This is a genomic window from Bacillus vallismortis (assembly GCF_004116955.1).
Lineage (GTDB): Bacteria > Bacillota > Bacilli > Bacillales > Bacillaceae > Bacillus > Bacillus vallismortis.
Map to the genome: position 1 here is coordinate 1,038,637 of NZ_CP026362.1, position 21,806 is coordinate 1,060,442.

24 protein-coding genes and 1 riboswitch are annotated in these 21,806 nt (G+C 42.9%); of the genes, 20 read left to right on the top strand and 4 right to left on the bottom strand.

The features are described 5' to 3' along the window. The first annotated feature begins 100 nt into the window (after positions 1–100). A riboswitch (glycine riboswitch) is annotated at positions 101–202 on the top strand. A 172-nt stretch (positions 203–374) separates the two neighbouring features. The 3 genes from gcvT to gcvPB are packed head-to-tail and all read left to right on the top strand — an operon-like array spanning position 375 to position 4,299. After that, on the top strand, positions 375–1,463 hold the full coding sequence (gcvT, locus tag BV11031_RS05670; protein ID WP_010328260.1) for a glycine cleavage system aminomethyltransferase GcvT: 1,089 nt from the start codon (positions 375–377) through the stop codon (positions 1,461–1,463). 30 nt (positions 1,464–1,493) lie between these two features. Then, complete coding sequence (gcvPA, locus tag BV11031_RS05675) at positions 1,494–2,840, top strand: aminomethyl-transferring glycine dehydrogenase subunit GcvPA (RefSeq protein ID WP_010328261.1); 1,347 nt, start codon at positions 1,494–1,496, stop codon at positions 2,838–2,840. Further along, entirely contained in the window at positions 2,833–4,299 is a 1,467-nt protein-coding gene (gene gcvPB, locus BV11031_RS05680) for an aminomethyl-transferring glycine dehydrogenase subunit GcvPB (RefSeq protein WP_010328262.1), read from the top strand. Before gcvPA ends, gcvPB begins: the two co-directional genes overlap by 8 nt. Positions 4,300–4,722: 423 nt before the next feature. On the opposite strand, the gene ntdR is transcribed toward gcvPB, so the two are convergent. Continuing rightward, positions 4,723–5,712, bottom strand: coding sequence for an NTD biosynthesis operon transcriptional regulator NtdR (gene ntdR / locus BV11031_RS05685; protein WP_010328263.1), 990 nt, complete (start codon positions 5,710–5,712; stop codon positions 4,723–4,725). A 103-nt stretch (positions 5,713–5,815) separates the two neighbouring features. Here ntdR and ntdA point away from each other — a divergent pair, with 103 nt between their 5' ends. The 4 genes from ntdA (at position 5,816) to BV11031_RS05705 (ending at position 10,303) form a co-directional block, all read left to right on the top strand. After that, positions 5,816–7,141: a 3-dehydro-glucose-6-phosphate--glutamate transaminase gene (gene ntdA / locus BV11031_RS05690; RefSeq protein WP_010328264.1), complete on the top strand. Its 1,326-nt coding sequence runs from the start codon at positions 5,816–5,818 to the stop codon at positions 7,139–7,141. Next, positions 7,113–7,958, top strand: coding sequence for a kanosamine-6-phosphate phosphatase (gene ntdB / locus BV11031_RS05695; RefSeq protein WP_010328265.1), 846 nt, complete (start codon positions 7,113–7,115; stop codon positions 7,956–7,958). Before ntdA ends, ntdB begins: the two co-directional genes overlap by 29 nt. Positions 7,959–7,974: 16 nt before the next feature. Then, positions 7,975–9,015: a glucose-6-phosphate 3-dehydrogenase NdtC gene (ntdC, locus tag BV11031_RS05700; protein WP_010328266.1), complete on the top strand. Its 1,041-nt coding sequence runs from the start codon at positions 7,975–7,977 to the stop codon at positions 9,013–9,015. 82 nt (positions 9,016–9,097) lie between these two features. After that, positions 9,098–10,303 carry an MFS transporter gene (locus tag BV11031_RS05705; protein WP_010328267.1) on the top strand — a complete coding sequence of 402 codons (1,206 nt, stop codon included), beginning with the start codon at positions 9,098–9,100 and terminating at the stop codon, positions 10,301–10,303. Positions 10,304–10,748: 445 nt separating this feature from the next. On the opposite strand, the gene BV11031_RS05710 is transcribed toward BV11031_RS05705, so the two are convergent. After that, on the bottom strand, positions 10,749–11,129 hold the full coding sequence (locus BV11031_RS05710; RefSeq protein ID WP_010328268.1) for a rhodanese-like domain-containing protein: 381 nt from the start codon (positions 11,127–11,129) through the stop codon (positions 10,749–10,751). 189 nt (positions 11,130–11,318) lie between these two features. Between BV11031_RS05710 and lipM the strand changes: the two genes are divergently transcribed. From lipM to BV11031_RS05725, 3 genes are all read left to right on the top strand, one after another. Beyond that, entirely contained in the window at positions 11,319–12,155 is an 837-nt protein-coding gene (lipM, locus tag BV11031_RS05715; protein WP_010328269.1) for an octanoyltransferase LipM, read from the top strand. Positions 12,156–12,254: 99 nt separating this feature from the next. Continuing rightward, the gene (mntR, locus tag BV11031_RS05720; RefSeq protein WP_010328270.1) at positions 12,255–12,683 is read left to right on the top strand and encodes a transcriptional regulator MntR; all 429 of its coding nucleotides are present in this window, start codon (positions 12,255–12,257) and stop codon (positions 12,681–12,683) included. 125 nt (positions 12,684–12,808) lie between these two features. After that, a complete protein-coding gene (locus tag BV11031_RS05725) occupies positions 12,809–13,684 on the top strand; it encodes a patatin-like phospholipase family protein (RefSeq protein ID WP_010328271.1) in 876 nt (291 codons plus the stop codon). Here the strand turns inward: BV11031_RS05725 and BV11031_RS05730 are convergent. Together BV11031_RS05730 and BV11031_RS05735 are read right to left on the bottom strand one after the other, a co-directional pair. After that, entirely contained in the window at positions 13,681–14,076 is a 396-nt protein-coding gene (locus BV11031_RS05730; RefSeq protein WP_100740138.1) for an SA1362 family protein, read from the bottom strand. The genes BV11031_RS05725 and BV11031_RS05730 overlap by 4 nt on opposite strands. 39 nt (positions 14,077–14,115) lie before the next feature. Further along, positions 14,116–15,072, bottom strand: a complete 957-nt coding sequence (locus BV11031_RS05735; RefSeq protein WP_010328273.1) for a DUF1385 domain-containing protein — start codon at positions 15,070–15,072, stop codon at positions 14,116–14,118. Positions 15,073–15,296: 224 nt separating this feature from the next. Between BV11031_RS05735 and BV11031_RS05740 the strand changes: the two genes are divergently transcribed. From BV11031_RS05740 to spoIIIAE, 10 genes are all read left to right on the top strand, one after another. Next, positions 15,297–15,836, top strand: coding sequence for a YqhR family membrane protein (locus BV11031_RS05740; RefSeq protein WP_082022592.1), 540 nt, complete (start codon positions 15,297–15,299; stop codon positions 15,834–15,836). Positions 15,837–15,924: 88 nt separating this feature from the next. Then, entirely contained in the window at positions 15,925–16,365 is a 441-nt protein-coding gene (aroQ, locus tag BV11031_RS05745) for a type II 3-dehydroquinate dehydratase (RefSeq protein WP_010328275.1), read from the top strand. Positions 16,366–16,367: 2 nt separating this feature from the next. Continuing rightward, positions 16,368–17,429: an aminopeptidase PapA gene (papA, locus tag BV11031_RS05750; protein WP_010328276.1), complete on the top strand. Its 1,062-nt coding sequence runs from the start codon at positions 16,368–16,370 to the stop codon at positions 17,427–17,429. A 24-nt stretch (positions 17,430–17,453) separates the two neighbouring features. Further along, the gene (gene efp, locus BV11031_RS05755) at positions 17,454–18,011 is read left to right on the top strand and encodes an elongation factor P (RefSeq protein ID WP_010328277.1); all 558 of its coding nucleotides are present in this window, start codon (positions 17,454–17,456) and stop codon (positions 18,009–18,011) included. 144 nt (positions 18,012–18,155) lie between these two features. Further along, a complete protein-coding gene (locus BV11031_RS05760; RefSeq protein WP_010328278.1) occupies positions 18,156–18,437 on the top strand; it encodes a YqhV family protein in 282 nt (93 codons plus the stop codon). Between the two features lie 75 nt (positions 18,438–18,512). After that, the gene (spoIIIAA, locus tag BV11031_RS05765) at positions 18,513–19,436 is read left to right on the top strand and encodes a stage III sporulation protein AA (RefSeq protein WP_010328279.1); all 924 of its coding nucleotides are present in this window, start codon (positions 18,513–18,515) and stop codon (positions 19,434–19,436) included. Continuing rightward, positions 19,430–19,945, top strand: coding sequence for a stage III sporulation protein SpoIIIAB (gene spoIIIAB / locus BV11031_RS05770; RefSeq protein WP_129550699.1), 516 nt, complete (start codon positions 19,430–19,432; stop codon positions 19,943–19,945). Before spoIIIAA ends, spoIIIAB begins: the two co-directional genes overlap by 7 nt. A gap of 22 nt (positions 19,946–19,967) precedes the next feature. Next, positions 19,968–20,174: a stage III sporulation protein AC gene (gene spoIIIAC, locus BV11031_RS05775; RefSeq protein WP_003153142.1), complete on the top strand. Its 207-nt coding sequence runs from the start codon at positions 19,968–19,970 to the stop codon at positions 20,172–20,174. A gap of 6 nt (positions 20,175–20,180) precedes the next feature. Next, positions 20,181–20,582, top strand: coding sequence for a stage III sporulation protein AD (gene spoIIIAD / locus BV11031_RS05780; protein ID WP_003230228.1), 402 nt, complete (start codon positions 20,181–20,183; stop codon positions 20,580–20,582). 18 nt (positions 20,583–20,600) lie between these two features. Next, positions 20,601–21,800 (top strand): stage III sporulation protein AE, encoded by a 1,200-nt coding sequence (gene spoIIIAE, locus BV11031_RS05785; RefSeq protein ID WP_010328280.1) that lies wholly within the window; start codon positions 20,601–20,603, stop codon positions 21,798–21,800. The last annotated feature ends 6 nt before the right edge of the window (positions 21,801–21,806 follow it).

Consider the following 21,806-nt stretch of genomic DNA (forward strand, 5'->3'; position numbering starts at 1 on the left):
TGGTGTTGCCCAGCATATAGTGATGGTGGTAGGATATGAGTATGTATTTGATGTAAGATATTGCTATAGTATGTCCATAACAGCATGAAAATATGAGCGAATGACAGCAAGGGGAGAGACCTGACCGAGAATCTCGGGATTCAGGCGCCGAAGGAGCAAACTGCGGAGTGAATCTCTCAGGCAAAAGAACTCTTGCTCGACGCAACTCTGGAGAGTGTTTGCGCAGATACGCAAACCACCAAAGGGGACGTCTTTGCGTATGCAAAGTAAACTTTCAGGTGCCAGGACAGAGAACCTTCATTTTACATGAGGTGTTTCTCTGTCCTTTTTTCTATGTTTTTTTAGCTGCGCCGTTGAAAAAGGGGAGGAATTCGATGCTGAAAAGAACGCCGTTATTTGACCTGTATAAAAAATATGGAGGGAAAACGATTGATTTCGGAGGCTGGGAGCTGCCTGTTCAATTTTCTTCTATCAAAAAGGAACACGAAGCTGTCCGAACTGCAGCCGGGCTGTTTGATGTCTCTCATATGGGAGAAATCGAAGTGTCAGGAAATGACAGTCTGCCTTTTTTGCAAAGGCTGATGACCAATGATATTTCCGCGTTAACACCGGGCCGGGCACAATACACAGCAATGTGCTATTCCGACGGCGGAACCGTCGATGATTTACTTGTCTATCAAAAAGGTGAGAACCATTATTTGCTGGTCATTAATGCTTCTAATATAGATAAAGATTTGGCTTGGATGAAAGAACATGCCGCAGGTGATGTGCAGATTGATCATTTGTCTGATCAGATCGCGCTCTTAGCTCTACAGGGGCCAAAAGCAGAAACAATCTTAAAAACGCTGACGTCTTCAGATTTATCTGCATTACAGCCGTTTGCGTTTATTGATGAGGCTGATATCATCGGCTGCAAAGCGCTTATTTCGCGCACCGGTTATACGGGTGAGGACGGATTTGAAATTTACTGCCGCACGGATGACGCTGTGGAGATATGGGAGAAAATCATTGATGCAGGAGAAGCATACGGACTAATTCCATGCGGTCTGGGCGCACGTGATACGCTCCGGTTTGAAGCGAAGCTCCCCCTTTACGGCCAGGAGCTGACCCGGGATATTACACCGATTGAAGCAGGTATAGGCTTTGCCGTAAAGCACAAAAAACAGTCTGACTTTTTTGGCAAGTCAGTATTGAGTGAACAGAAAGAAAAAGGAGCGAAGCGAAAGCTTGTCGGACTCGAAATGATTGAAAAAGGGATACCGCGGCACGGATATGAAGTGTTCCATAATGGCAAGTCCGTCGGAAAGGTGACAACCGGCACGCAGTCACCGACATTAGGGAAAAACGTCGGCCTTGCCTTAATTGCTGCGGAAGCGAGTGAAATCGGGACTATAGTTGAGGTAGAGATTCGCAAAAAATTAGTGAAAGCAAAGGTTGTTAAAACACCATTTTATAAACGCTAATATTTTTTCTTTGGGGAGAGGAGTCCACACATGAAGCACCGTTATTTGCCCGCAACAGAAAAGGATAAACAGGAAATGCTTGCCGCGATCGGCGTAAGCGGCGTCGATGAACTATTTGCTGATATACCGGAAAACGTCAAATATAAAAAAGAGTATCAAATCAAAAAAGCGAAATCAGAAACCGAGCTCACAAGAGAGCTGGCAAAGCTGGCCTCTAAAAATAGCGATACCGTACAACACGCCTCTTTTTTGGGAGCGGGTGTATATGACCACTATCAGCCTGTGATCGTGGATCATGTTATTTCACGCTCTGAGTTTTATACGGCGTATACGCCGTATCAGCCGGAAATTTCGCAAGGGGAGCTTCAGGCCATTTTCGAATTCCAAACGATGATCTGTGAGCTGACAGGAATGGATATTGCCAACTCCTCTATGTATGACGGCGGAACAGCCTTGGCAGAAGCGGCAATGCTTGCTTCCGGCCATACGAAAAAGAAAAAAATCGTTGTGTCAAAAACCGTGCATCCAGAATCGAGAGAAGTGCTGAAAACGTACGCAAAAGGCCAGTATATTGAAGTTGTTGAAGTTCCCAGTGCGGATGGTGTCACAGATCTTGACGCTTTGCGCCAAACCGTTTGCGAGGATACAGCCGCAGTGATCGTTCAGTACCCGAATTTTTTTGGACGGATCGAGCCATTAAAGGATATTGAGCCTATCGCTCATCAAGGGAAATCCATGTTCATTGTGTCAGCCAACCCGCTTGCGTTAGGCCTCCTCACTCCGCCGGGCAAGTTTCAGGCTGATATTGTCGTCGGCGATGCGCAGCCTTTCGGCATTCCTTCAGCATACGGCGGCCCGCATTGCGGCTTTTTCGCCGTCACGAAAAAGTTAATGAGAAAGGTGCCGGGCCGTCTCGTCGGACAAACGGAAGACGAAAACGGCAAAAGAGGATTTGTGCTTACATTACAAGCCAGAGAACAGCATATCCGCCGGGATAAAGCGACATCAAATATATGCTCGAATCAAGCTTTAAATGCACTGGCAGCTTCTGTCGCCATGACAGCTCTCGGGAAAAACGGCGTAAAAGAAATCGCCCGCCAAAATATCCTAAAAGCCAACTATGCAAAGCAAGAAGCGAAAAAAGCGGGCCTCCTCATTATATTTGACGGCCCGATGTTTAATGAATTTGTCATCAAACTGGATGAACCGGTGAAAGCTGTGAACCAGCGTTTGCTGACAAAAGGCATCATCGGCGGATATGATCTTGGGCTGACGTATTCAGGGATGGACTGTCAAATGCTGATTGCTGTAACGGAGCTGAGAACAAAAGAAGAAATTGACGCACTCATTCAGGAATTGGGGGATCGCCATGAATAATCAGGATCAGGCACTTATTTTTGAGCTTTCCAGAGAAGGCCGTATCGGCTACAGCCTGCCAGAGCTCGATGTACCGGAAATCGAATTGGAGGACCTCTTATCAGACACCTACATCCGTGACGTGGACGCAGAGCTGCCTGAGGTGTCCGAACTGGATATCATGCGCCATTATACAGCGTTGTCCAAACGCAATCACGGGGTGGATTCGGGCTTTTACCCGCTTGGTTCCTGCACAATGAAATACAATCCGAAAATCAATGAAAAGATCGCGCGAATTCCCGGTTTTGCTGCAATTCATCCTCTTCAAGATGAAGATACGGTGCAAGGCGCTTTAGAGCTTTTATATGATTTAAGCGAGCACCTCGAGGACATTACGGGAATGGATGAGGTCACACTTCAGCCCGCTGCCGGGGCGCATGGCGAATGGACGGGGCTGATGATGATCCGCGCCTATCATGAAGCGCGCGGGGATTTCAAGCGGACGAAGGTCATTGTTCCTGATTCCGCGCACGGGACAAATCCTGCTTCAGCGACAGTAGCCGGCTTTGAAACGGTTACGGTGAAATCGAATGAAAATGGGCTTGTCGATCTGGAAGATTTAAAAAGAGCGGTGAATGAAGAAACTGCTGCTCTGATGCTGACGAATCCGAATACGCTTGGCCTGTTTGAGGAGCAGATCACCGAGATGGCGGAAATTGTTCACCAAGCGGGCGGAAAACTGTACTATGACGGCGCCAATTTAAATGCGGTTCTAAGCAAAGCGAGACCGGGAGATATGGGATTTGACGTGGTGCATCTCAACCTGCATAAAACATTCACTGGCCCTCATGGCGGCGGCGGCCCCGGTTCAGGCCCTGTCGGTGTAAAAAAAGAGCTGATTCCTTATTTGCCAAAGCCCGTTTTAATCAAAAAGGAAGGGCGCTTTACATTTGATGATGACCGTCCACACTCGATCGGCCGCGTGAAGCCGTATTACGGCAACTTCGGGATCAATGTCAGAGCTTATACGTATATCCGCTCCATGGGGCCTGACGGCTTACAGGCTGTTACTGAGAACGCCGTGTTAAACGCCAACTATATGATGAGAAAGCTCGCGCCTTATTACGATCTTCCGTTTGACCGTCATTGCAAGCATGAATTTGTATTGTCAGGCAAGCGGCAAAAAAAGCTGGGCGTGCGTACGCTTGACATAGCAAAACGGCTGCTTGACTTCGGCTATCATCCGCCTACGATTTATTTCCCGCTTAATGTTGAAGAATGCATCATGATTGAGCCGACAGAGACGGAATCAAAGGAAACGCTTGATGCGTTTATCGACGCTATGATTCAAATCGCAAGAGAAGCGGAGGAGAATCCTGAGCGCGTTCAAGAGGCGCCGCATACGACAATTGTAAAAAGAATGGATGAAACAAAAGCGGCGAGACACCCGGTGCTCAGGTATGAGGGGGCAAAGAGATAAATAACAACAGCTGCTTAATAGATTGTATGTGGGTTCAATTCGGTCATTAAACTGGTTTTTAAGGTGTTTTTGTATTTCTTCGCCTCTTTTGGCGTGCAACTGGTGAGCATGAAAAATCCTTCATCCGTTCAATGAGAACGTTTGAAGGATTTTTTAATGCAGCTGTCACTCTATCCAAAGGAATCTTTACCAATCCATCGTTAGCCCTCTTAAGAAATTTTTTTGAAAAGGGGTTCATTGCATGAGATTTGAAGTGATGCTGCCAGTGGGCGTAATGAAAGGCGAAGAAATCTTTGCGGCTTTGGTATGGGAGCATGGATAAGAATTCAAAAAAACAGGATTTCTGATTGAAAAAGAGGTTGAGTAGAATAACCTCTTTTTCTAGACAAAAATATAAAATGATAACGAAGCGAAAATCTATCGTTAAGTTGACTCTCTGATCATAAGTTTTGTTGGTAGTTTAATAATTTTTCTGTTTAAAGAAGTGTTACCCGAAATATTCTCGATGAGTTTCAACACAGCCTGTTGACCTAATTCTATTATCGGAATATCAATCGTAGTTATGGTCGGAGTGACGACTTGGCAGATCAGTTGGTTGTCAAAACCAATGACAGCTAAGTCTTCTGGGACATGAAAGCCGCTTTTTATCGCCTGTTTAATAATCCCTGCGGCGACTTGATCATTCCCTGTAAATATTGCTGAGGGCCTGTCTTTTAAATCTTTTATCTTATCAAAAACGCGAAAGCCATCCTCGATATTAAACAATTCGCCGAATATCCATTCATTTTTATGATGTAAATTGTAATCTTGTAGAGCTTTCAAATAACCCTCTTTCCTCTGACGTTGAGCTTCGCTATATGGAGTATCAAAACAAAATCCAATTTTTTTATGTCCTCTTTCAATTAAATGTGCTACTCCCATGTATGCGGCTTCAAATTCATCATACCCAATGATCGTTATGTCCGCGGAGTGATGATACTCATTACATAATAAGATAGGCCCATACTTCAGGAAAGGGGAAATCTTCTCCCATTCATTTTCTAACGTTCCAAGAATAATACCGTCAACTTCTTTGTGTTTCAATAACTCTAATAGCTCTAGTTCTGTCTGTTGGTCATAAAAGGTTTGAAATACAATGACCTTGTAATGTTTAGACAGCGCTTCATGAGAGACCCCTTTTATTAATTGAGTGAAAAATGGATGGTCGATACTCGGAACCGATAAAGCGATCGTTTGCGTCTTATTTCTTCTGAAATTCCGTGCTAAATAATTGGGCGTGTAGTCAAGTTCGTTAATCGTTTTTAAGATCATGTCTCTTTTTTCTTTCGACACATAAGGATGATTATTCAATACTCTAGATACTGTGGTTTTAGACACATTGCACAATTTTGCTATCTCATCGATTGTAGGCATATTTTCCCTTCCTTAAAAAAGTTATTGACATGTTATCGGTTTCAGAAATTAGGATAAATTTGTATCAAATTTTCCAGATTACAAATCATTGGAGGTACTGTTCATGCAAAAACAGGTTAAAGTTACAGGTAAAAGTAAAGAAAACATGTTGCTGCTAAAACATTTAAAAGGTGACGTGCAAGGAAAAGAACTTGTTATTGAAGACAGTATTGTAAACGAGCGCTGGAGACACGTATTAAAAGAAAATACAGATATTGAAAATGATCTTTTCAACTACCAAAAACATCGTGAAATAAGAAATGTCCCTTTTTTGCCTGTTGATAGATTAATAACCAATGATGAAGTGGATGATATTTTAAAAACGTTAACTAAAGTTTTGCCAACTGGAAAATTTACAAGTGGTTCCTATGTAGACCAATTCGAAAAGGTTTTATCTACATATTTACATAAAAGGTATGTAATTGCAACTAGCAGCGGAACCGATGCGATCATGATAGGATTATTGGCTTTAGGGTTAAACCGGGGGGATGAAGTAATCATGCCGGCTAATAGCTTTTCAGCTACTGAAAATGCTGTATTAGCTTTGGGAGGCGTTCCTGTCTATGCGGATATTAACCCGCAAACATTCTGCATCGATCCTAACAAAATTGAGGAAGCAATAACTCCTTATACAAAGTTTATTCTGCCTGTGCACTTATACGGAAAACATTCAGAAATGGAGCATATCCGTCAAATAGCAAATCGTTATCAATTGAAAGTTATTGAGGATGCTTGCCAAGGGATTGGACTGACAGACTTAGGAAAGTATGCAGACATTACTACATTAAGCTTTAATCCATATAAGAATGTTGGTGTATGTGGCAAGGCTGGGGCGATAGCGACTGATAATGAAGAGCTCGCTGAAAAATGCATTCAATTTAGTTATCATGGTTTTGAAGTAAATGTGAAAAATAAGAAAGCCATCAATTTTGGTTTTAATTCAAAAATGGACAATATACAGGCAGCGATTGGTTTAGAGAGAATAAAGTATCTCTCATTAAACAACTTCAAAAGACTATTCTTGGCGGATAGATACATGACTCAATTAGCAGAATTACAGAATAAAGGCCTTATTGAATTGCCCGAATTAAGTGAAGATCATGTGTGGCATCTGTTTCCTATAAAGGTAAGAACAGAAGATAGGACAAACATTATGACTACATTAAATGATGATTTTGGTGTTCAAACAGATGTGTATTATCCAGTACTGTCTCATATGCAAAAAACTCCTTTAGTGCAGGACAAGTATGCAAAACTCCAATTGGTTCATACGGAAAAGGCTCATCGTCAGGTACTGCACTTGCCTTTATATCCGTCATTTACATTAGAAGAACAAGACAGAGTGTTGGAGGGACTGTTTGATGTTATTAAGCAAGAAATCGGAGTATAAAACGTTATCCAAGGTTGAACATCCTAAGTACATTGTTTTTTGTGATTTTGATGAAACGTATTTTCCGCATACAATCGATGAACAGAAACAACAACACATATATGAACTCGAAGACTATCTAGAACAAAAAAGCAAAGATGGAGAACTGTTAATCGGATGGGTTACTGGGAGTAGTATAGAGTCTATTCTCGATAAAATGGGACGGGGAAAATTTAGATATTTCCCGCATTTTATAGCTAGTGATCTGGGTACAGAAATTACGTACTTTTCAGAGCATAACTTCGGACAGCAAGATAATGAGTGGAACAGTCGTATAAATGAATCGTTTAGTAAAGAAAAGATTGAGATGCTTGTGAAACAGTTACGTGAAAATGAGAACATTTTTTTGGATCCACAAACTCAATTAGGAAAGTCACGGTATAAGCATAATTTTTATTATCAGGAACAAGATGAAATAAACGACAAGAAAAACCTGTCGGCCATTGAAAAGATCTGCGAGGAATACGGTGTTTCAGTTAATATAAATCGGTGTAATCCCTTAGCAGGTGATCCTGAAGGCAGCTATGATGTAGATTTTATACCCATGAGAACAGGAAAACACGAGATTGTAAAGTTTATGTTAGAGAAATACAACCTAAATGCCGAAAATGCGATCGCATTTGGAGATAGTGGAAATGACGTTCGTATGCTACAGGCGGTAGGGAATGGCTATCTCTTAAAGAATGCAACACAAGAAGCCAAAAACTTGCACCACCTTATATCTGATAGTGAGTACTCAAAAGGCATTACAAATACCTTGAAAAAATTAATTGGATAATGAGGAGGAAATAGATATGAAGAAGATTGGAATCATAGGTGCAGGTGGTATTGCAAGAGCGCATGCAACGGCTTTATCTACAATAAAAAATGCAGAATTAGCAGGGGTGTATGATATAAATCAACAACAGGCGGCAAGCTTTGTTAAAACGTTCGGTGGGAAGACATATGAACATGTAGATGAACTAATTGATGTCTCAGAAGGTATCATTGTAGCATCCCCAAACTTTTGCCATAAAGAACATGCTTTGCAAGCATTAGCAAAACATAAGCATGTATTGTGTGAAAAGCCTATGGCCATTTCTCTTGAGGAAGCAAGCATAATGAAAGATACTGCTGAAAGGTTAGACGTCAGAGCTTGTATGGGATTTAATTATAGATATTTGCCTTACGTAAATATCTTAAAAAGTTTAATCATCAATAATGAATTAGGCAATATCCTGTCCATAAAAGTACATTTCAAGAAAAATAGTGCAATTAGACGCAAGAAGTTTACTTGGAGAGATGACGCTAATAGTAAGAAGACTAGTGGATCATTGGGGGATCTGGGTATTCATCTTATCGACATGGTATGGTATTTGTTTGAGAGTGATTTCATCCCAGAATCAGTAAGAGCAAAGATGAACACAAATGTAAAAACAAAAGAAGAAAAACAGGTACTTGTAGATGACTATGCGGAAATTTATGGTCAACTGAAAAACAAGGTATTTGTCAATATCATCACATCAAAAAGCTCTGTACCTGAAGACTGTGGTTTTAGCATCGAGGTAGTGGGGCACAAAAAAGAGTTTAAATACCACACAGGTAATCCTCACGTTTACAAGCTCATTGATGGCTTGTACGCGGTAGACTGCCCAGTGCCGCAAAGTTTGTTAAATGATCCGCCAAACGAATTTTATGGTTGGGCTGATTCTTTTAGAAGCGAGTTAATCAATTGGATTGAATCAACTCAGAAAGATTGGGTTGAGATTCCTTCTTTTATCGATGGTTTTAGATCTCAGGAAGTATTGGAAATGTTCTTTGAGAAAGATAGCAACTTTCAAAAAATGTCTGTTTAGCAGTCAATTAGTGATTCAAAAAGGTAAGCTACTAAAAAAGCAGGAATTCATTTTCCTGCTTTTTCATATAGGGGTGTAAGGAATGGTAAGAGGGACATACTTATTTGGATATGCTTTCTTTTTTACAGTGGGCATTATCCATATCTCAACAGGGAGTTTGACACCATTTTTATTAGAGTCTTTTAACAAGACAACAGACGACATTTCGGTCATCATTTTCTTTCAGTTTACCGGTTTCCTAAGCGGCGTATTAATGGCACCGTTAATGATTAAGAAATACAGTCACTTTAGGACACTGACGTTCGCTTTAACCATCATGCTTGTGGCGTTAAGTCTCTTTTTTCTAACCAAAGATTGGTATTATATTGTTGTAATGGCTTTTCTTTTAGGATATGGGGCAGGTACATTAGAAACAACAGTTGGTTCCTTTGTCATTGCTAATTTTGCAAGTAATGCAGAAAAAATGAGTAAGTTGGAAGTCCTTTTCGGATTAGGCGCTTTATCTTTTCCATTATTCATTAATTCCTTCATCAATATTAATAACTGGTATGTACCATATTACTGCATATTCACCTTTTTGTTTGTCCTATTAGCAGGGTGGTTAATGTTCTTATCTAAGAACAGAAAGTACACTAAGAACGCTAACCAGCAAGTGTCCCTGCCAGATGCAGGAGCCTTTCAATACTTTATAGGAGATAGAAAAAAATCAAAGCAGTTAGGCTTTTTTGTATTTTTTGCTTTCCTATATGCTGGAATTGAAACGAATTTTGCCAACTTTTTACCTTCCATCATGATAAACCAAGACAATGCACAAATTAGCCTTATAAGTGTCTCCTTTTTCTGGGTGGGGATCATCATAGGAAGAATCCTGATTGGTTTAGTAAGCAGAAGGCTTGATTTTTCGAAGTATCTTCTATTTAGTTGCAGTTGTTTAATTGTTTTGTTGATTGCCTTCTCTTATATAAGCAACCCAATCATTCAATTGGGTGGTACATTTTTGATTGGTCTGTGTATAGCGGGCATATTTCCCATTGCATTAACACTAGCCTCAATCATGATTCAAAAGTACGTTGACGAAGTGACAAGTTTATTTATTGCTTCGGCAAGTTTCGGAGGAGCGATCATTTCTTTCTTAATCGGATGGAGTTTAAATCAGGATACGATCTTATTAACCATGGGGATATTTACAACGATGGCGATGATTTTAGTAGGCATATCTGTAAAGATTAGGAGAACGAAAAGAGAAGACCCTATTTCAATTGAAAGCAAAGCTTCAAAAACACAGTAACAAACGTGTAAATGAAAGATACCTTCAAAAACACAGTAACAAACGTGTAAATGAAAGATACGAATAGTCCTATCGTAAGTAAGAAGAGGATGTAGTGTCCTCTCTGGCTGTCGAGTGTTTTCTCGGCAGTATGAAATGTATCTAAAAAAAGGCGCTGGAGTTGCTTGAGGGGAATGATCAGCGTTTTTTTGCCATACTTTTTTGTAAAGATCAGGCGAAAAATCTCTGTGATGGCCATTTCTAAAAGGGCACTTAATCGGGATGTAATGGGCAGTGGCAGTGTTAACTAGTGTTCTGTCCTTTGAGTCTTTTCATGTGGGCAGTAAAAAAATCCTTCAAACGTTCTTGTTGAACGAAAGAAGGATTTTTTAATGCTCAGGCGAAAAAAATATAAGAAAAGGAAAAGCGAAAAATACCTTAAAAGCCAATAGGCAGCTGTTTAGCTTTATTTCTTTGCTTTAATCTTTCCGCCCCATTTTTTAAAGCCGCCTTTTAGGTTGTAAATTTCAGTGCAGCCGTTTTTGCGCAGGGTTTGTGCCGCGCGTCCGCTGCGGACGCTGTTTTGGCAGTACAGATAAACAGGCTTGTCCGGACGGATTTCATTTTTTCTCTGTTTCAGCTGGGAGAGCGGAATGTTGCGGGCGCCTAAAATATGCCCGCCCTCAAACTCATTGGGCTCACGAACATCAATCAGCTGCGCTTTTCGGTAACCCGCGCGGAATTCTTCTTCCGTAAGTGTTTTCATAATTCGCTGCTGATAGACATATGAAGCAATCATATACACGAGAAACGCAGCAAAAATAATCAAAACGATCATATTAGACAATGTGGTTCTACTCCTTTAGCATATAAAATCAAAACCCTGTTCATAAAACAAGGTGATAGAGCCGTTTTCGACAAGTTCTATTATAGTAAAGCATAGCGCGATTGTCATCCATAATGGAACGAAAATATTTTTCATTTTCCCGGCAGTTTGATAAACTGATTCTATTAAAACGGTAAGGAAGGTCTCAAAATGGAAAAAGAAACGTGGCGGTTTATAGACTCAGGCAATGCAAATCCTGCATTTAATATGGCGCTTGATGAAGCGCTTTTATATTGGCACAGCGAAAAAAAAATACCCCCGGTTATCCGTTTTTACGGCTGGAATCCGGCGACTCTTTCTGTAGGGTATTTTCAAAATATTAAAAAGGAAATTAATTTTGAAGCAGTACATAAGTATAATCTTGGATTCGTCAGACGCCCAACCGGCGGAAGAGGTGTGCTGCACGATCAAGAATTGACATACAGCGTGATTGTTTCAGAAGAACACCCCGAAATGCCGGCGACGGTCACTGAGGCATACCGAGTCATTTCAGAAGGCATCCTCCAAGGCTTTAGAAATCTCGGTCTGGACGCTTACTTTGCCATCCCGAGAACTGAAAAAGAAAAAGAAAGCTTAAAAAATCCGCGGTCATCTGTTTGTTTTGACGCGCCTTCGTGGTATGAGCTTGTCGTCGAGGGACGCAAGGTGGCGGGAAGCGCGCAAACAAGACAAAAAGGCGTGATCCTTCAGCATGGCTCTATTCTCCTTGATTTGGATGAGGACAAGCTGTTTGATCTGTTTTTGTATCCGAGTGAAAGAGTCAGAGAGCGGATGCAGCGCAATTTCAAAAATAAAGCTGTTGCCATTAACGAACTCACTGAAAAGCGGGTAACGATGGACGAGGCCCGTAAAGCCTTTAAAGAAGGGTTTGAAACAGGCCTTAACATTCATTTGGAGCCATACGAACTGTCTCAGGAAGAGCTTGATTTTGTACAACACTTGGCAGAAACAAAGTACGCTTCAGATGAATGGAATTACAAGCGGTAAACAGGGCTTTTGACCCGCGAAGCGTCCTTGTTTTTTCAAGTTCATTAGTGTAAACTTGTAATGGTTTATAAAGTTAAGGTGCTTTTTGGGAGGGTTTTGATGACAACACCAAGTATGGAAGATTATATTGAACAGATTTATATGCTGATTGAAGAAAAAGGATATGCGCGGGTTTCCGATATTGCGGAAGCATTGGCAGTCCACCCCTCCTCTGTAACGAAAATGGTTCAAAAACTAGATAAAGACGAATATTTAATTTATGAAAAATATCGCGGTCTCGTGTTAACGTCTAAAGGGAAAAAAATAGGCAAACGGCTGGTTTACAGACATGAATTGCTTGAGCAGTTTTTAAGAATCATTGGTGTTGAAGAAGAGAAAATATATAACGATGTCGAAGGAATCGAACATCACTTAAGCTGGAACAGCATTGATCGCATCGGGGATCTTGTTCAATATTTTGAAGAAGATGATGCCCGCAAAAAACATCTGAAATCAATCCAAAAGAAAACAGAAGACCATAATCAGTAAAAAGGCGGCCTCGAAGGAGGCCGTCTTTTTTGATGCGCTGCGCCGCGCGTCATTCGTTGGTCTATTTCTTCGCGTGTTTTCTTAAAATGGTAATAAACGATCGGATGGAGGGGGAGGGAAATGAGATGTATATTGACTGTGTATTTTCCGGCGGAGGAGTAAAAGGCATTGCCCTTGCAGGCGCTTATGAAGCGCTTGAGGAAAAAGGCTTTCGCTTTAAAAGGCTTGCGGGTACAAGCGCGGGCGCAATTATTGCCGCTTTCATTGCATCTGGTTACACCAGTAAGGAAATCAACGCGTTAATTGAAGAAGTGGACGGAGAGAAACTGCTGGATCAGCGGTACTCATTTCTCCCCTTAAAAATGCTCCAATGGGTGTCCATTTACTGGCGCCTTGGCTTATATAAAGGAGATACGTTAGAAAAGTGGATTGCTGATTTGTTAAGAGCGAAAGGCATACGGGTTTTCGGTGATTTGCAGAAAGGGTCTCTTCGCCTTATCGCTTCTGATCTGACAAACGGCACCATGATCATTTTGCCGGACGATTTGGTCCGTTACGGGCTAAATCCCGATATGTTTCCGGTGGCCAGAGCGGTAAGAATGAGCTGCAGCATACCGTATTTTTTTGAGCCGATAAAATTAAAAACGGATACAGACACCGCCACGGTTGTTGACGGAGGGGTGTTAAGCAACTTTCCCATCTGGCTGTTTTCAAAGGAAAGAAAGCGCCCTGTGATTGGTGTAACACTTGCGCCGCGGGAAAGGGAGCGTCCGAGAAAAAATATCCGCAACGCTTTCGAACTGTTCGGCGCCCTGTTTGAAACGATGAAGGATGCGCATGACGCAAGGCACATTGCGTCACGCTATGAACAAAACATCATATTTCTCCCGGTTGACGACGTAATGGCAACCGATTTTCAATTAACACAACAAAAAAAACTAGCCCTGATTGAGCTAGGTAAAAGACGGACAGAGCAGTTTTTAAAACAGTGGACCTACTAAAAAAGCGCTCTGTTTTTCTTTTTGTTTTTTTTCCCTTCTATAACAGTTAGCTGAGTCTGGCTTTTTTTCTTGAGAATCATCGGCTTAGGCTTGCTGGCGCTCGGAACGCTTCGCAGGTGGCTGACACGTCCCTTATGTCCGGCGCGGTGTTTCGCTTTTTGTTCTTTCATCCGGCGCCGGGATTGTTTCGCCGCTTTTTTGAAGGCCGCTCCTTCGCTGCCCGCATTTCGTTTCATTACATATTTTACAATAAAGTAAATAATGATGCCTGCCACGATGATGGTTACCGCCATTTTTGCCATTTCTCCGGGATCGGTTATCAGCACATAGAGAAAACCGAACGCACCCAGCGCAATTAATACAGCAATAATAGGTTGTACACGATGATTCATAACTGTCCACCTCCGAAAGTAATAGCAGGGCAACGGATATTAGATGACGTTGTGAGAAGGCTTTTGATTTTGTTCAGACATTTCTTCGAGTCTGAGAAGCTCGTTAAAGCTTTCGATGGCAACTTCAACCTGGTCATCCGCAGGTTCTTTTGTTGTTAACAGCTGAAGCCAGAGACCCGGGTACCCAAGCCATTTCAGTCCGGCAATATCACGCACTTTGTTTGTCAGCTGCAGAACTTCAAAGGATATGCCGAGTACGACCGGTATCAGTGCGACACGATCTATTACACGCAGCCAAAGCGGATCTGTCGGAACAAGCAAATAGACAAACATGCCGACAATAATTGTAAATAAAATAAAGCTTGATCCGCAGCGGTAATGAAGCCGAGATTGGTTTTGAACATTCTCTACTGTAATTGGCAAATTCTGTTCATAACAGTTTATGACTTTATGTTCGGCTCCATGATATTGAAACACTCTTTTAATGAGCGGTGTCATGGATAAAAAATAAATATAACCGAGCAGCAAAATCAACTTAAACAGGCTTTCAACCGCGATTTGCGCTGTGTCTGATGAAAAAATCGGCCTTGTCAGTTCAGCTAAAAAAACAGGAACCAATGTAAATACGAATTTACTGAACAAAAATGATAAGACGCCGATAACCGCGAGGCTGAGATACATAGACAGCCCGGAGGCTTTTTTTTCTTCCTGCTCAAGTGTCTCGTCTTCAGATGGATCAAGCCCGTAACGTTCGCTAGAAAAATTCAAATGCTTGGTGCCGTTTGCGCTCGCTTCAATAATGGCCGCGATCCCTCGTAAAAACGGAATCTTTTTCACGATGTTCAGTTTCGGGTTGCGTTTGCGGGGAAGCTTAAAAAAGTCGATGCTTCCATCCGTTCTTCTGATTGCTGTAACGTAATGATGCTTTCCGCCAAACATAACGCCTTCTACAACTGCCTGCCCGCCGTAAGCGGGAGGAATTTTATGTTTTGACATATTATCAACCTGCCTATTTCTTTAGGATTGCTAACCATTTCCTTTCACTCTATTGTACAGGAAACAGCGCTAAACCTCTAGATTGACAGGCTGAAAAATTGTCATAGCCATGCTTTTCTACAAGCATTATACCCGTTAATTTCAAATTTTACTCGCAGCTGTTAAAAAGTGTGAGCTTTTTTATTGACATTTCATTTTTTGGGCACACTTTAACTGGAGGTGCCATGATGACAAGCGAAAAAAACACAGAACAACATGAACAATCGAATGAGAAGCAGGGGCCGCCTGTTCCGATGGCCGGAAGGGTGGCGGCAACAGGTTTTTTCGGAGGCGTATTATGGAGTTTTATCGCTTATATTGCGTATTTGTTTCATTTTTCTGAAGTCAGCCCGAATATGATTTTACAGCCGTTTGTACTCGGAGAGTGGAAAAAACATGGACTGGGAACAGTAGTCAGCATCATTTTAATCGGCATTCTATCAATCGGTGCAGCATTTCTATATTTTCTTCTTTTGAAACGGCTGAAAACAATGTGGCCGGGCATTTTATACGGCTTGCTGCTTTGGCTGCTCGTGTTTTTTGTTTTCAATCCCATTTTTCCTGATGTTCGCGCGGTGACCGAACTGAAAGCAGATACAGTTATGACGACCATTTGCATCTATTTGCTTTACGGGCTGTTTGTCGGTTATTCCATCTCATTTGAATACAATGAGCTGAATTCGGAAAAGCTTGCACGTGCGCTGGGAACAGCGCATAGAGAATAGTGTATTATCCCTTTTCATTATGATAAAATGTTCACGAGAAGTGAACATTTTTTTACATGGGAAACCCTCGCGAAAAGGAGAGATTTATGTGCCTCATTTTTTGATTTTAAACGGGCCGAATGTCAATCGGCTGGGGGAGCGTGAGCCGGAGGTATTCGGCCGCCGGACACTGACCGACATTGAAACAGATCTTTTTCGATTTGCTGAAGCTTTACATATCCAGCTCACTTTCTTCCAGTCTAATCACGAAGGTGATTTGATAGATGCCATCCATGAGGCAGCGGAGCAATACGACGGCATTGTTCTGAACTCTGGCGCGCTGTGCCATTACAGCTATGCAATCAGGGATGCTGTCTCGAGCATCGGCCTTCCTGTGGTTGAGGTGCATGTATCAAACTTATATGCAAGGGAGGAATTCAGACATCAGTCGGTCATTGCTCCAGTTGCGAAAGGACAGATTGTCGGACTTGGAGCTGAAGGCTATAAGCTTGCGATTCGCTACTTATTAAGCCAGCAAGGGGGAGAATAAAGATGAAACTAGAGAAATTAAGAGACCAGTTAGGACAGCTCGGGATTGACGGAATGCTGATTACAAGCAGCACGAATGTACGCTATATGACAGGATTTACAGGTTCGGCGGGCCTCGCTGTGATATCAGGTGACAGGGCAGCGTTTATTACGGATTTTCGTTATACAGAGCAGGCGAAGGTTCAGGTAAAGGGCTTTGAAATCATTGAGCATGGCGGAAGCCTGATTCAGACCACCGCCGACACGGTTGAAGCGTTCGGCATCAAGCGCCTTGGCTTTGAGCAAAACAGCATGACATACGGCACATATGCGTCGTACAGCGCGGTTATCAGCGAGGCTGAATTAGTGCCCGTGGCTGAATCTGTGGAAAAGTTGCGCTTGATTAAGTCTAGTGAAGAGATTAAGATATTAGAGGAAGCTGCGAAGATTGCAGATGATGCCTTTAAACATATCTTGACGTTTATGAAACCCGGCATTTCTGAAATCGCTGTTGCCAATGAGCTGGAGTTTTATATGAGAAGCCAGGGAGCTGACAGCTCTTCTTTTGATATGATTGTCGCCTCGGGCCTTCGGTCAAGCCTTCCGCATGGTGTGGCCAGTGACAAACTGATTGAAAGCGGAGACCTTGTTACGCTTGATTTTGGTGCTTATTATAAAGGATATTGTTCTGATATGACCCGAACGGTCGCTGTAGGTCAGCCCAGTGATCGGTTAAAGGAGATTTATCAGGTCGTATTTGATGCTCAGACATTAGGCGTCGCACATATGAAGCCGGGAATGACAGGGAAAGAAGCCGACGCCCTCACAAGGGATCACATTGCGGCAAAAGGCTACGGTAAATATTTCGGCCATTCAACCGGACACGGACTCGGCATGGAAGTGCATGAATCGCCGGGATTGTCCGTCAGATCTTCAGCTATCCTTGAACCGGGCATGGTGGTCACAGTGGAGCCGGGCATTTACATACCAGAAACAGGCGGTGTCCGCATAGAAGATGACATCGTGATTACAGAAAACGGCAACCGGACAATCACCCATTCCCCAAAAGAACTTATTATTTTGTGATTGGAATATAGGAGGACATTAAACATGATTTCAGTTAACGATTTCCGTACAGGATTAACAATCGAAGTAGACGGCGGCATTTGGCGCGTCGTTGACTTCCAGCACGTAAAACCTGGTAAAGGCGCGGCGTTTGTCCGCTCTAAACTCCGCAACCTTCGCACTGGCGCGATTCAGGAAAAAACATTCCGCGCAGGTGAAAAAGTAGCGAAGGCGCAAATTGAAACAAAAACAATGCAATACCTATATGCAAACGGAGATCAGCATGTATTTATGGATACTTCTTCTTATGAGCAGCTTGAACTAAGCGAGACTCAAATCGAAGAGGAATTAAAATACCTGCTTGAAAACATGTCTGTGCATATTATGATGTACCAAGATGAGACGCTCGGTATCGAACTTCCAAACACAGTTGAACTGAAAGTTGTTGAAACTGAACCTGGCATTAAAGGTGATACAGCATCTGGCGGTACAAAACCTGCGAAAACGGAAACCGGCCTTATTGTAAACGTGCCGTTCTTTGTGAATGAAGGCGACACACTTGTTGTCAACACATCTGACGGTTCATACGTTTCAAGAGCATAGACGAAAAAAACGGAGTCTGTTCCCAAATGGGAGCAGGCTTTTTTTGTGCCCAAAAACAGAATCTTTCTTTTATACGAAAATGACAAGACTACTTCCGCAAGCTAGAGCATATCATATAAAAAAATGGGAGGTTGGAAGTGTGCTATGAAATTTTTGCTTGGAAATATCAATTCTACTGTTTTAACAATGGCCGGGTTGCGAGTTTTATCCTCTATGATTGAGCTGACGGCAGCGATTATCATGCTTGTGACAAATGATGTCCGGAAGGCGGTTGTGGTTAACAGCATTCTCGCTATTGTCGGTCCGCTGATTTTTATCATCACTATGACTGTCGGAATCTACCAAATTGCCGGGCAGCTGTCGTATGCAAAGCTGATTCTGATTTTCACCGGTGTGATTTTGATTCTGGCGGGTGTTCATAAATAAAGAGAGGCTTGTCATAAAGTCTGCCTCACATCATACATTTTAAAGAAGCCAATCGGCAGAAAGGAGGAGGCTCTGTTGAATGAAATCGCTGAGGTTCTCCCTGAATCCATGAAAAACGCCCTTTCTGAAATGCCGGAACATCAATGGCTGGAAATCGAAGAAATCAGAATTCGGGTCAACCGCCCTGTTGAATTGATTCGGAAAGGACAACCTGTTTTTTTGTCCTATTCGGGCACGGCTGAGGATGCCCATCTGATCCTCAGCCGGCTTAGCAACTATAGTATGTATACGCTCGAAGAAGAGCTGAAGAAAGGGTATGTCACGATCAGAGGCGGCCACAGAGTCGGATTGGCAGGCAGAGTCATTACGGAAAACGGAGGTGTGAAAGGCCTCCGTGACATCGCATCTTTTAATATACGAATTGCCCGGCAAAAACTGGGGATTGCGGAGCCGCTGCTTCCATACTTATTTCAAGACAGCTGGCTGAATACGCTGATTATCGGTCCGCCGCAAACTGGTAAAACGACACTTCTACGAGATCTTGCGAGACTCTCGAGCACCGGCAAAAACGGCATGTCACCCGCAAAAACAGGAATCGTCGATGAACGTTCAGAAATTGCCGGATGTCTGCGCGGCATTCCCCAGCATCAATTCGGACAGAGGATTGACGTGTTAGACGCCTGTCCAAAGGCTGAGGGTCTGATGATGATGATTCGGTCTATGAGCCCTGAGGTGATCATCGTTGATGAAATTGGACGTATAGAAGATACAGATGCCCTTCTTGAGGCGCTGCATGCAGGGGTTTCAGTCATCGTATCGGCGCATGGCTGGAGTATATCTGATCTGATGAAGCGCCCTTCATTAAAGCGTTTGTGGGAAGAAAGAGCCTTTGACCGCTATTTGGAATTATCGAGAGCGAAGGGGCCGGGCACAATAAGCCGCATTTACGATAAAGATGGGAATGTGCTGTCTGGCACGATGGGCGTGAAGACATGCTGAAGCTGCTGGGCGCTGTATTCATTGTGGTGGCGACAACATGGACAGGTTTTGAGATGGCGAAAATGTATACGGAACGGCCTCGTCAAATCCGCCAGCTGCGTGCGGCGCTCCAATCCCTCGAGGCTGAAATCATGTACGGCCATACGCCGCTTCATCTCGCTTCACAGCAGATTGCCAAGCAGCTGGCACAGCCTGTTTCGGCTCTTTTCACCACATTCAGTAATCAGCTGGACAAGGGAAGCGATTCCGCAAAAATGGCGTGGGAGCAAAGCTTAAAGAAGGTGTGGGACAGCATGTCTTTGAAAAAAAGCGAATATGAAGTGTTGAAGCAATTTGGCGAGACGCTCGGGATTCATGACCAAATCTCGCAGCAAAAGCATATCAAGCTGGCCCTTACACACTTGGAAGCCTCCGAAGCGGATGCTGAGCAGGCACAGGCGAAAAATGAAAAGATGATAAAAAGTTTGGGCTTTTTAGCGGGCTTGTTACTCATTCTTCTATTGATGTAAACGTGAGGGGAGCAAAAATAAAATGGGAGTAGACGTGAATGTGATATTTCAAATCGCCGGAGTGGGAATCGTGGTGGCTTTTTTGCACACGATTTTGGATCAGATGGGCAAAAAAGAATACGCCCAATGGGTGACACTGTTAGGTTTTATCTATATTTTATTTATGGTCGCCACCATTGTAGATGACCTATTTAAAAAGATAAAAGCTGTGTTTTTATTCCAAGGATAGGGGGGCTTGCAGATTGACATCGTTCAAATTGTAGGTTTAGGGCTGATCGCCACCTTCCTTTCTTTGATTGTGAAAGAACAAAAGCCGACTTTTGCGTTTTTAATCGTCGTGTTTGCTGGCTGTGCCATTTTTCTTTATTTGGTAGACCAAATCTACGACATTATTCGAATGATAGAAAAAATTGCAATCAATGCAAACGTCAACATGGTTTATGTTGAAACCATTTTAAAGATTATCGGAATCGCCTATATCGCTGAATTCGGAGCGCAGCTCACAAAAGACGCCGGTCAGGGGGCCATCGCTTCGAAAATAGAATTAGCGGGGAAAATTTTAATTCTTGTGATGGCTGTGCCTATTTTAACCGTCATTATTGAAACGATTCTCGGACTTATACCTTCTATGTCATAACCGAAAGGAGGCGGTAGATTGAAGCGTTTCCACTGGGCTTTGGTTCTGGCCGTGCTGATCATAGCGGGCCGTGCAGAAATGGTACAAGCAGCCGATAATGCTGATCAAGCGGAAGAACATGCTGAAACGGCTGAGCAATTAGCGGAAAGGACAGCGGCTACGCTTGAAACAGACAAGATCGGTGATTTTTGGAATGACATTATGACAGAATATGGCGGACTGCTGCCGGAAAGCCAAAAAGGCAGCTTACTAGAGTTTATCAATGGTGATAAATCATTTTCACCGCAAGAGTGGCTGAAAGCTCTCTTTTCCTATTTGTTTCATGAAGTGCTGGCTAATGGCAAGCTGCTGGGCACATTAATTTTACTCACCATTTTTTGCGTCATCCTGCAGCTTCTGCAAAATGCGTTTCAACAAAGCACCGTCAGCAAGGTCGCCTACTCAATTGTATACATGGTGCTGATTATCCTTGCACTGAACAGTTTTCATGTGGCAATCAATTATGCCACAGAAGCCATTCAGACGATGACGAGCTTTATATTGGCGCTTATTCCGCTCCTCCTGGCGCTTTTGGCTTCCTCAGGCGGAGCTGTATCTGCAGCCTTCTTTCATCCTGTTATCCTTTTTCTAATGAATACGAGCGGTCTATTAATTCAGAATATCGTCATGCCGCTGATTTTCTTATCAGCGATTCTAAGCATTGTCAGTACCATGACTGAACAATACAAAGTTACGCAGCTGGCCAATCTGCTCAGAAATATCGCCATCGGGGCGCTTGCTGTCTTTCTCACCATCTTTCTCGGCGTCATCTCTGTTCAGGGAGCCTCAGCTGCAGTGACAGACGGCATTACACTCAGGACGGCTAAATTTATAACCGGAAACTTTATTCCTGTTCTTGGCCGAATGTTTACAGACGCGACAGATACAGTGATCAGCGCTTCCTTATTGCTGAAAAACACAGTAGGGATTCTCGGTGTTGCTATATTGATTTGTATAGCGGCCTTTCCGGCAATCAAAGTGCTTTCCCTCGCTTTTATTTATAAGCTGGCAGCCGCGATTCTTCAGCCGCTTGGAGGCGGGCCCGTCATTACTTGCCTCGATGTCATCAGCAAAAGCGTCATTTATATTTTTGCAGCTCTCGCCATTGTGTCCCTCATGTTTTTTTTAAGCCTAACGGTCATCATCACAGCCGGAAACCTCACGATGATGATGAAATAAAGGAGG

What these genes read in the sequence shown, in the direction of transcription:
- BV11031_RS05730 (WP_100740138.1), bottom strand. Translation starts at nt 14,076, where the DNA reads ATGAATCATCGTGTACAACCTATTATTGCTGTATTAATTGCGCTGGGT.
- BV11031_RS05760 (WP_010328278.1), top strand. Translation starts at nt 18,156, where the DNA reads ATGAAATTTTTGCTTGGAAATATCAATTCTACTGTTTTAACAATGGCC.
- ntdB (WP_010328265.1), top strand. Translation starts at nt 7,113, where the DNA reads ATGTTATTAAGCAAGAAATCGGAGTATAAAACGTTATCCAAGGTTGAA.
- ntdA (WP_010328264.1), top strand. Translation starts at nt 5,816, where the DNA reads ATGCAAAAACAGGTTAAAGTTACAGGTAAAAGTAAAGAAAACATGTTG.
- BV11031_RS05725 (WP_010328271.1), top strand. Translation starts at nt 12,809, where the DNA reads ATGTATATTGACTGTGTATTTTCCGGCGGAGGAGTAAAAGGCATTGCC.
- spoIIIAB (WP_129550699.1), top strand. Translation starts at nt 19,430, where the DNA reads ATGCTGAAGCTGCTGGGCGCTGTATTCATTGTGGTGGCGACAACATGG.
- gcvPB (WP_010328262.1), top strand. Translation starts at nt 2,833, where the DNA reads ATGAATAATCAGGATCAGGCACTTATTTTTGAGCTTTCCAGAGAAGGC.
- ntdR (WP_010328263.1), bottom strand. Translation starts at nt 5,712, where the DNA reads ATGCCTACAATCGATGAGATAGCAAAATTGTGCAATGTGTCTAAAACC.
- BV11031_RS05735 (WP_010328273.1), bottom strand. Translation starts at nt 15,072, where the DNA reads ATGTCAAAACATAAAATTCCTCCCGCTTACGGCGGGCAGGCAGTTGTA.
- ntdC (WP_010328266.1), top strand. Translation starts at nt 7,975, where the DNA reads ATGAAGAAGATTGGAATCATAGGTGCAGGTGGTATTGCAAGAGCGCAT.
- lipM (WP_010328269.1), top strand. Translation starts at nt 11,319, where the DNA reads ATGGAAAAAGAAACGTGGCGGTTTATAGACTCAGGCAATGCAAATCCT.
- BV11031_RS05740 (WP_082022592.1), top strand. Translation starts at nt 15,297, where the DNA reads ATGATGACAAGCGAAAAAAACACAGAACAACATGAACAATCGAATGAG.
- spoIIIAC (WP_003153142.1), top strand. Translation starts at nt 19,968, where the DNA reads ATGGGAGTAGACGTGAATGTGATATTTCAAATCGCCGGAGTGGGAATC.
- papA (WP_010328276.1), top strand. Translation starts at nt 16,368, where the DNA reads ATGAAACTAGAGAAATTAAGAGACCAGTTAGGACAGCTCGGGATTGAC.
- BV11031_RS05705 (WP_010328267.1), top strand. Translation starts at nt 9,098, where the DNA reads ATGGTAAGAGGGACATACTTATTTGGATATGCTTTCTTTTTTACAGTG.
- gcvT (WP_010328260.1), top strand. Translation starts at nt 375, where the DNA reads ATGCTGAAAAGAACGCCGTTATTTGACCTGTATAAAAAATATGGAGGG.
- gcvPA (WP_010328261.1), top strand. Translation starts at nt 1,494, where the DNA reads ATGAAGCACCGTTATTTGCCCGCAACAGAAAAGGATAAACAGGAAATG.
- mntR (WP_010328270.1), top strand. Translation starts at nt 12,255, where the DNA reads ATGACAACACCAAGTATGGAAGATTATATTGAACAGATTTATATGCTG.
- efp (WP_010328277.1), top strand. Translation starts at nt 17,454, where the DNA reads ATGATTTCAGTTAACGATTTCCGTACAGGATTAACAATCGAAGTAGAC.